The 9,498-nt window shown below is 56.3% G+C and carries 4 protein-coding genes; all 4 read left to right on the top strand.

Going from position 1 to position 9,498, the window contains the following annotated elements:
• Window positions 1-1,522: 1,522 nt before the first annotated feature.
• The 4 genes from SO140_RS44850 to SO140_RS44835 all read left to right on the top strand — a co-directional run bounded on the left by SO140_RS44850 (window position 1,523) and on the right by SO140_RS44835 (window position 9,066).
• The gene (locus tag SO140_RS44850) at window positions 1,523-2,026 is read left to right on the top strand and encodes a DUF1353 domain-containing protein (protein ID WP_449384519.1); all 504 of its coding nucleotides are present in this window, start codon (window positions 1,523-1,525) and stop codon (window positions 2,024-2,026) included.
• A 120-nt stretch (window positions 2,027-2,146) separates the two neighbouring features.
• Complete coding sequence (locus SO140_RS44845; RefSeq protein WP_449384520.1) at window positions 2,147-3,391, top strand: hypothetical protein; 1,245 nt, start codon at window positions 2,147-2,149, stop codon at window positions 3,389-3,391.
• Window positions 3,392-3,404: 13 nt separating this feature from the next.
• Window positions 3,405-4,619 carry a S1 family peptidase gene (locus SO140_RS44840; protein WP_449384521.1) on the top strand — a complete coding sequence of 405 codons (1,215 nt, stop codon included), beginning with the start codon at window positions 3,405-3,407 and terminating at the stop codon, window positions 4,617-4,619.
• Between the two features lie 724 nt (window positions 4,620-5,343).
• Complete coding sequence (locus tag SO140_RS44835; protein ID WP_498544108.1) at window positions 5,344-9,066, top strand: hypothetical protein; 3,723 nt, start codon at window positions 5,344-5,346, stop codon at window positions 9,064-9,066.
• Window positions 9,067-9,498: the final 432 nt, after the last annotated feature.

Genomic DNA, 9,498 nt, shown 5'->3' with positions numbered 1-9,498 from the left:
TTCGCCGCAGCTTCGAGATCGGTCTGCGGAGCTCGCAGACCTTCATCCCGGGTAACATTCCTTCCTGAGGCAATACGAGGGGTCAAATTTGCAAGCCGATTGACATTTGAGGCGGCAACCGTTCCTCCAGCGGTGCCACCACTCGATCCGCCTCGTGAGATCAAGCCGCCACCGCAGGCACTAGCTGAGGTCACCCCTAGCGTTGCCCAATCACCTCCAATCGTTGCCTCGCCTGATCCCTCGATCGGTCGCCTGAAGGACTTAGGCTTCACCGCAGCGATTGAGCCGTCGTGGACCGTCACCGCGCTCAATGGCTTGCGGGAGTTCAAAATTGTCAATCATTTGCCGCCCGACAATCGTTTGGATGCAGTGACTACCCAAGCGTTGCAATCGCCTCAGGCAGTTGCGCGCAATCGCTCATTTCTTGGCGGTTGGGCGACCGATGCCGCATGTACGCAGGGTGTTCAGCTCACGATCTCCGCCCAAGAAGCCAGGACAGAAGGGGGCGTATGCACATTCGATGCTTTCCTTCCTAGTCGATCAGGCTGGGCGGTCCGTGGCCATTGTCAGGTTGGTGCAGATAGATGGCCAGCGACAATTAGCTTCGGGATTTCCGGGATCGCATTGTCTTGGTCGAGCGCTAAGGGAAATGCAACATACTATCGATGTAGAGAGTGAGATTGAGGCATGGCGGGCTGTTATCACTGCGGGACAGCACTAGCAAAAGGACAGGGCGTTCGCAGAAACGTCCGAACGGGGACAAGCGTGGCGGGATTATTCCCTTTGCCTCCTTCTTTCTTTCTGTTCACCATTGCTGCACTGCTTGGGATCAAGGTACCATCGACCAGAAGTTACTTTGGACTTCGATCACTTTGCGCACCCTGCACTCAGCGGTTGGACTCGCAAAGAGCTCTTAGGCGCAAGATCTTCCTAGCTCTCGTTATCGTTGCCGGTGTTGTACTCGTAGTCATGACAACGAAGGGGTGACCTTCGCAAGGGACGCATCCCGTCGTTAAAGAAAAGAGCCCCTTTTGGGGGCCCTTTGAGCTTCGCACCTTGCGAGTCATTAGGTTCTAAAACACGTTTCCGAGTCCCTCACGTGCCAGTACCCCTCGTCGCTGCTCTGGGAAGAATCGCACGAAGCGCAAAAGTGTTTCGGCCAGCGCATCAAGATCTTTTTGGGATCCAAGCCTAGCTCCAGATCGCGGGCGATCGCGCGCATGTGAAGCCGGTACACCACTCCTGTGCAGGAGCGAATGCGCTGTGCTTTTGCGGGGCCGGGTTCGGCTTCCCCCTTGCATTCGCCTACTGGTTGGTAAATGATATCGCTTTCAACCAAATTTACTGAGCCGGTTATTTAGAGGAGCTGTTCATGCCCGAACGTTCGCAAGATTACCCTTGTAGGTCTACTCGCCGGACGCTGATCAAATCTCTGCTCGTTAGTGGCCTCCTCGGAGCGCAGACCCTATCTGCCTCGGCTCGTTCGAAAGCTGACCGGAAGCAATATTCCAAAGGAGGTTGGATGACCGCCTGGATGTCGGATCCGGCTAGGACGTCGGACTCGCCGCTCCATCTCGGCCGTTTCAATGAACCTATCTACTATCTCCTGGATCCAATCTCATGGGAGCCGAGCGCGCGACAGGGCGGCGGTTTAAAGGCCGTTACCGTTCCGAAAGGATTTGTGTCGGATCTCGCGAGCGTTCCTCGGATCTTTTGGTCGGCTCTTCGGCCGGACGGCACATATGCCTACGCTGCAATCATCCACGACTACCTGTATTGGACGCAGACGATCCCAAGGGAAAATGCTGATGCAATTCTAAAGAGCAGCATGGAAGATTTCCAAGTCGACGGTTTGACGGTCACAGCGATCTACAATGCGGTTCGAGTGGGAGGCGCTTCCGCCTGGAGCGACAATGCGAAGGCGAAGGCCGCCGGCGAAAAGCGGGTGCTTGCTGAGTTTCCGCCGATGGGCAGAACGAAGTGGGTGGACTGGAAAAAGAACCCGCGCAATTTTGCAAGCGAGTAGTTCGCGGGATTCGCCAAAAGGGGCGCTTGCACATGCGCTGGCGCGCGACGGATGCAGATCGGCGAATACTGTTGCAAGTCCCAGAGTAGATTACCGTAGGCGTGTCTGGGGGGACATTCCATGAATAGAATTAAGTCCATTGTACCGGGTGTCTGCTGCGGCTTGTTGCTCGCCGCGTGTAGCCAAGTGCCCCCTCTTTGGCATGCTACCAACAATCTGCCCTTTAGTACCGAAATCTCCATCAGAGATGTGGTTGAGCGCGTGAAGTGCGAACTTGCCGATGCCGTCGATCACAAAATGGAAGATAAAAGATTCGCTTGGCTGGAGTCCTGGACGGTTAAAGCCGACCTGACGCTGCAGGCCAACGAGTCTGGCAGCCTTTCACCGAGCGCGACTTTCGTGCAGCCCTTGCAGAACGCTTATTTTCTTGGCGCAGGCCCCAGCTCCGCGGCCTTTCCGAGCGGGACGCCGGGCAATTCCGTCGGCGCAACTGCTCAGAACTTTAATCTCGGCTTTGGCGCCAACTATAGCAGCCAGGTCTTCCGAACGGAGACCGTGAGCTTCACGATGTCTCTGCGGGAGCTCAAGGCCTGGCGCGAGTGGGGGCCAGGTCGACTGCACGAGTGCTTGCCAGTGGGAAGCACCGATCTACAGGGAAATCTCGACTTGGGTCCGTGGATCGATGCCGCGCTCGAGCCTGTTGCCCACCACGATCTTAATCTGGGAATTCATCCGTCTCCTGGAGCAGGTGGCAAGGCTGCATCGGCCGGGGGCGCAAGAACGGAAGGCACCAACGCCCCAGATTCCGATCTCGCATACTATACGGACTACGCCAAGAATTCCGAGACTGATGCGGTAAAATCGGCACAGCAGGCGAACGCCACCGCAAGACAAGCCAGAACAACGAGATTTCTTGATACGAGGGTGCAGGCTAGAATTGCGAGCTTCGCGCTAGAGGCTTCAAATGCCGCCAAGTATTCTCATCAAGCATGGGAAAAGCTGACCAACAGCGGGAAAGATCTGTCTCACCAAGACATTGTTGCTCTCGCTACGAACGCAGCTGAAAACTCGGAGGCTGCGGCGCGATATGCCAGCGCGGCAAAACTACTGGCCAATCCAGATCCGCCGATCGACTCACTCTCCCATGCGGTGAATTTTATCGTGACGATCGGCGCGGGACTCTCTCCCAACTGGGCTCTCCTGCATTGGAAGGGGCCGACGACGCTCGGCAATCTCGTTTCCGCTTCAGCGGTACGAACGCACACGCTCAATATCGCTATGGGGTCGCCGTCGTCGGCGCCGAGTACGGACGTAGAGCGCCTTCTCAACAATCAAGCCTTTAGGCAGGCTGTTCAAAGCCCATGATGCAGGAGTTGTCATGGCTCGATACGAACACAGGTTGATGAGAGTCGGCGGGACTGCGCTGATGCTATCGTTGGCCTGCCTTAACTACAGTTCGGTCGGCGCCGGCGAAGCAGCTGGAAAGCCGAATATCTCCGGCCACAAACACGTCATCGGTGCCGAGACGGAATCTCTCGTAAGGGTCGTCGATGGCACTCTCACGACTTGGTATCCAACTGTGGGTGCGCTGCTGCATATGGGAATCGGAGGTCTCGGAACGTCCTGCACGGGCACGATTATTGGGTGCGACGCATTCCTGACGGCAGCCCACTGCGTCACCTCCGATCTCGACAAATCGCACTACAAGGTATTTTTGCAGCATGCGGGTGTGTTCGACGTAAGATCGATCGACTGGCCCAAGCGCGACTACCAGCGTCCGAATGAAGAGACGGGATCTCAAGCTGATGTCGCGGTCATTCGTCTAGTGACCCCTGTCGACGGTATCGTGCCCGATATAATCAATGATGACCGTGAACAGGCATCCGGATCTGTATCCAAGATCGTTGGCTTTGGCCGGACAACTGCGGACAAAATGGATGCTGGGCTCAAACGTTACGGTGATGTCGTCGCGTCAGCCTGTCCGGACAAGTTTCCAAAATCGGATCTCATCTGTTGGCGGTATACGCCAGGCAGCGGATCTAACACCTGCTACGGTGACTCTGGCGGTCCGCTCCTGCTCGAGTCAAATCGGCCTGAACCTGTTGTCTCCGGGGTTACGTCGGGTGGAATCGATCTGACTTGCGCAAAGCTCGATCGCGCCTATGACGCGAGCGTTTTCAAGAATCGTAACTGGATAAAAAAGGCCGCAGGTACGATCAAGCGGCAGTGTGGCTCGTTGTTGCCGCTCGATAGCGACGACGAACATCGGTACGTTCAATTCACAGGGCAGATTAACGACGCCTATCCGGAGCATGTGTTCGAATTCTCTGTGCAGGCAGCCACCCGGCTTCGCGTCAGTGCCAACTTGGCGAGATCCTCAGGGGCCAAGGACGACCTGCTCCATCAACCTACGCTGCTGTTGCTACCTAAACGCAGCCGCGATCAAGACGATGCGATCTGTCGCGATCAGCCTCATGCGCAGGTTGCCTTTTGTGAGAAGCCTTCACCGCCAGACGATCTCTACACCGTCATACTCCGTCGTGGCGAATCTGTTGGCTCTGCGGATTTTCAACTGGTCGTCAGCGTCTATTGATAGGAGGTCACAATGCGGTTCGACAAATGCCCATCGGTGATGCCCAAATCGACAAGCGCGAAGGCATTTGGACTGATGATACTTTCTGTCGCCGCCTATCTCGGCGAGGCTCCAAGCATGGCAGATGAGCTCAAACCGCTCTTCCCAACGCCATCAGGCATCCCAAAGGCCCGGCCCGGCACGCGACCAGACGTCGATCAGCCTCGGGCATGGTCATCCCCGTCCTGGCCGGAGGTGACCGTGCCGTCGTCGCCGGTGATCACGCCATCACCGGAGGCGAGCAATCGGCCGGGCACGCGACCGGACGCCGATCAGGCACGGGCATGGCCAGCCCCGCTTTGGCCGCAGGTGACCCTGCCTTCGTCGCCGGTGATTATGCCATCACCGGAGGCGAGCAATCGGCCGGGCACGCGACCGGACGCCGATCAGGCACGGGCATGGTCAGCCCCGCCTTGGCCGCAAGTGATCCTGCCTTCGTCGCCGGTGCTTATGCCATCGCCACAGGTGAGAAATCGGCCGGGTACGCGTCCCGACGCTAGTCCTGATCTCGGAGCCGAGGCGAATCGGTAAGATAGGTGGGTACGGAACGATGTCGGATTCAAGAGACAACCGCAGTCGTCCTGAAGCGCACTTGCTTCGCGAGCGCCTTTTAAGGTGGGCCTCAATCTACTGGGAATCGATCTGCAAACACCCGAGACTATACGTTGCGACGGGGATGATCGTCGTGGCCGAGCTGGCGCTGCTCTCCCTCTATCAGTTCAGCTTCTTTGAGCCTCGAGCACAAATCCTTCCGTTGGAGATTAGTACGCCATTCTCCGGCAAACCGACCTCTCTCGATGCCGACAGGTCAGGGCGATTTTTTGTGACCGCGAGCTCATCAAGGATCGCCACGGTTTGGTTCCGTGAAACCGAGGATAGCTGGCGTCCCACGGTCTTCCGGGCGCCACTGCGCGATGAATTCGAACCAGCGAAGTATCAGGCAACTATCGCTCCCAATGCGGAATATGTGGCACTTTCGGCGCCGCCACTAAGCGATAAAAGCGGCGGTTACCAGCGTGCAACCGCGCGAATATACGTATTCGATCGCGCGCGGCGAAACATCATCGCAACGTTGGAATCTGAAATACCCACCTACGTTACGCGGCTTCGCTTCTCTCCCGACGGACAATTTCTCGCTGCTCTTCTCAGCGGCGGATGCGGGTTAAGAATCTGGGCGGTGTCGCAATTGCGGGACCCGCGATATGCCGGAGCTCCGGTCTTCAAGGATGACGGGGAATATGCCGCGTCGAATGCCGGAAAGAGCTGCTGCCCCGAGGGGAAGATGAGCTTGTGTGAAGCACGTCCGCGCGGGACGGATCTTGTCTTCAGCGATGCCGTCGGTGACGATCCATGGCTCTTCGCCCTTTCAACCTCGGGCCTTACGATCTATCCGCATCCGTTGAGCGATGGAACGAAGGGTTTGGTATTTCCTGGCGAGAAGCCCGGCTTCGTTTCCCGAGATCAAATAGGACTGGTTCAGCCAGGTCGGTTGGCGCTTTCTTCCGATCTTTCGCGTTTGGCGGTTGGCGACGTCGCTTCGCCCCAAGTGGGCCTCTTGAGAAGAAAGGGGCGAGGTTACGATATTGAGAAGACGTTCTCCCTAAAGGATCAGCTGAAACCTGATCACGGCGCGGTCTATCTTCCCAATTTGGCCTGGATGCCGGTCGAAGGACAAGGTGACAATGAGGCCTCTCTGATAGCTTACGGATTTCTTCCGAATCAGGACCTAAATGGAAAGGACGACAACGACGAAACCAACAACATCGCGATCTTCGATCGGGATCTTAGCCGTGTCACGTTACAAGAAATCCAAGGCCAGACAGACACGTTCTTGTATATTGCGAAATTGATTGATCCCGGTTTTCCGGCCAAGACGTTGTTCATTTCGACCGAGCGGATCGCGACGATCGATGTGTCGGTGCCGCGCCCCCGATTGTCGCGAGTTATTGCAGAGAATCGGGCAATCAGCTTCCGCGGATTCGATGAAGATTATCGATTGATCCTCGATGAACGTAACAACGTATATTTTTCGACCGTCTTGCAAGGAAAGTACAGGCTGTTCAACGTACTCTTCGATCAAATGCGTCTTGTCGATGCCGCCCCGATCGACGATGAATCAGAGCTGAAGGACCGTCTGCGTACTCTCATCGCACGGACCGATCACCAGGATCGCTATGAACTAAGCGAACCAAAATCTAGCCGTGATAAATGGGGGTACGACAGTCGGGTCGCGGACAATCCTCCCGTATTCTTCAACCGGCCATTGCCGCTCGACAGAATTGATCCGAACGAAGTGTCATTAGCTGCGGTCAAAGTACCACGCCTACCTGGCGTCGACGAGCTAAAGATGGTCGTGTGGGGAACGGATCGGGCCATACGAGTCCTGAGCGAAGAAGGGGGAACGGTCTGTACAAGACCCGTTCGTGCAGAAGCTCAGCGGATGAACATCACTACAGATGGCCAGTTCCTTGTTGTAGCGCATGGGGACGGAATTATCCGTTGGTACGCGCTTGGGTTTAGTCCCTCGAATTGTCTACCCTTGATCATGTCGCTCTACTTGACCCAGTCTGATGACGGAAGATGGGGGTTCTTGGCCTGGCTTCCTAACGGCCGATATGCGATTGACGGTGCGGTCGGATCCCAACGGCTCGCGTGCTATCCGGTCGAGCTACCGGGGCGAGCCCCCGGTTGCGTTGATTTTCAGCAAGATCCTTCTCTCTACGATCCGGATGCAGTTCGCAGTTCATTGCGAAGTGCGCCGAGGCTGCGAGGACCGAGCCGCGCAGCTGAAAATGGCCCCACCCCGAGCAACCGATATGTGGACGCATCCACTGTACGTCGATTTGAATTCGTCGGTGTTGCTCATGCCCAGACAGCACTTGGAAGTAGTCTCGCCAATATCGAACGTGCGGAGGGCGCGCAGTTAAAGCTGAGCGATCGGAGTCCTATCCTCAAGCATGCGGAGCAACAGCAGACTGAGGTCGAGGTCATCGCCGGCCTTGCCGTGAAAACAGAGAGATTTTCGGCGCAAGTCACGCTGTCAGGGTGGAATGACGGAAAGCAGAGGTATCTGAGGTTCAAGTCGGGCGAAATGGATGTGCCAGTTATTTACAATGGCGTGCGATTTGCAGACGGACGTGCGCTGCCCGTCAATCCATCCGCGGAAATGCAGGTAGATCTAGAGTTGCCAAAAGCGCTCCAGCGCCTCGGTCCAATTGAGATATGCAAATTTTTGTACCGTGGCATCAATCGCGACGGCACGCCCGCCGATTCAGCCGGCAATGACCTGCCCATCGCGAGTCGCTGCTTTTTTGTTAAGTGGTCGGCGCCTGGCGCGATCGAACCACCGCGCAGTAAGCGGAAGCTGTGGGCCCTAATCATGGGATTCTCCAAGTCGGCCTCGAACCCACTTCAGTATGCCCACGAGGATGCATTGGATTTCGCTCGCCTTCTCGCGATGGACTTCAACAAGAAGCTGCAAGGGACCTTCGGAGGAGTTTCCGCGTACGACGATATGAAGATCGAGCTGTTTTATGTTCCTCCAGGCGACTACGCCCCTGATGCGATCCTGAGTAATCCGAAGGCGAAAGTCTTGCTAGATGATTTGCATGACCAACATCTCGATATTGTAGTCATGGGTAAGCAAGACAGTCTGTTTTCTGAGAAGGTCAACACCACTATCGGAGTCATGCTGGGCGCGATAGCGACGGAAAAGGCGGGTCGGAGCGAACCTTGGGACGACGAGGTGCTCGTGTTTTTTGCCGGTCACGGGGCAACAAAGAACGGACTGGTTGAACTTCAGACTTCTGATCCTCGCGGTCCCGGCCTAAACCCTGATGTGATCATGAGCCAACTGAACAAAGCGCAGGTCGAGCGGAGGATGTTGATCCTCGACGCATGTCGACCGTCTCCCAATGGCGACAAGAATGATCCCGATCTCAACAACATCGGGACGAAAGTGTTTAACAGTTGGACAAACGACCATGCCAAATGGGATCTCTTACTAAGCACAAATCCAGGCGGTTATTCCTACGAAGAGTCTCTGTTCGCCCTGAACGATATCATCCCTGGTTTCAGCCTATGGTCCCCCGGCACGATCGCCAAAACGGGTAATGGCGTCTTCACTTTGGGTTTTCTCAGCTCGGTGATCTGCGGCGACAGCGTGAACTACCCTGATGAAACCGTCTACAACGCGGACGTCTCCAGCAGGTATTTGAAATTCGTGTTCTTCTCTCAAAAGAATCCAACATGGTTGGCGCTCGAGGCGTATTTGAAGGACAAGCTGCAGGCTAGCTACAAGATTCCGGCCCCGCAGCTGATCGTGGGAGGAGCTGATGATGCAAGCAAATCATTTGTATTCAGAAGCCTAGATGCCATGCCTAAAAAGTGCTTTCAGTCCATGCACTGATCGTGCCCGCGCTGGCGCTACGCAGGCCGTCAACGCGAAGGCCTGCCGCGGCCTGAGTGCCGGCCATCCGATCTCAGCGGCTCCGCGACCTCGCGGGGCCACGACTTTTTAAGCCGACCGCGTGACCCGGAGCTGGCACCACACAAACCAGGCGGCCGCCGTAAAGGCTGGCCAAGCCAGCGAAGAGGCGGGGAAAACGCAGAACGGATCGATAAAAAATTGGCGAGCCGCTTTCGCTTGGCTCTCGGCATCCAAAATTCAAACGGATGAAAGTATGAAAGCCGGCTTTGCCGTGCGTGCCCCTGCTGTCATTCCATGCCGCTGTAATTTTTAACGCGACGAGGGCATAGGTTACGTAACCCTCCGGTGCAGGCCGCGGGTTAGCTGCGTTTGGCGCGCTTGCCTGCCCATTTTTTGGCGAGGGCCTCAACT

This window comes from Bradyrhizobium sp. UFLA05-108, assembly GCF_059803455.1.
The sequence above is the reverse complement of the archived record's forward strand: the minus strand, read 5'-3'. Positions and strand labels throughout refer to the sequence as shown.

Excerpts from the sequence above, each read along its gene's own strand:
- SO140_RS44840 (WP_449384521.1), top strand. The coding sequence starts at position 3,405 with ATGGCTCGATACGAACACAGGTTGATGAGAGTCGGCGGGACTGCGCTG.
- SO140_RS44850 (WP_449384519.1), top strand. The coding sequence starts at position 1,523 with ATGACCGCCTGGATGTCGGATCCGGCTAGGACGTCGGACTCGCCGCTC.
- SO140_RS44845 (WP_449384520.1), top strand. The coding sequence starts at position 2,147 with ATGAATAGAATTAAGTCCATTGTACCGGGTGTCTGCTGCGGCTTGTTG.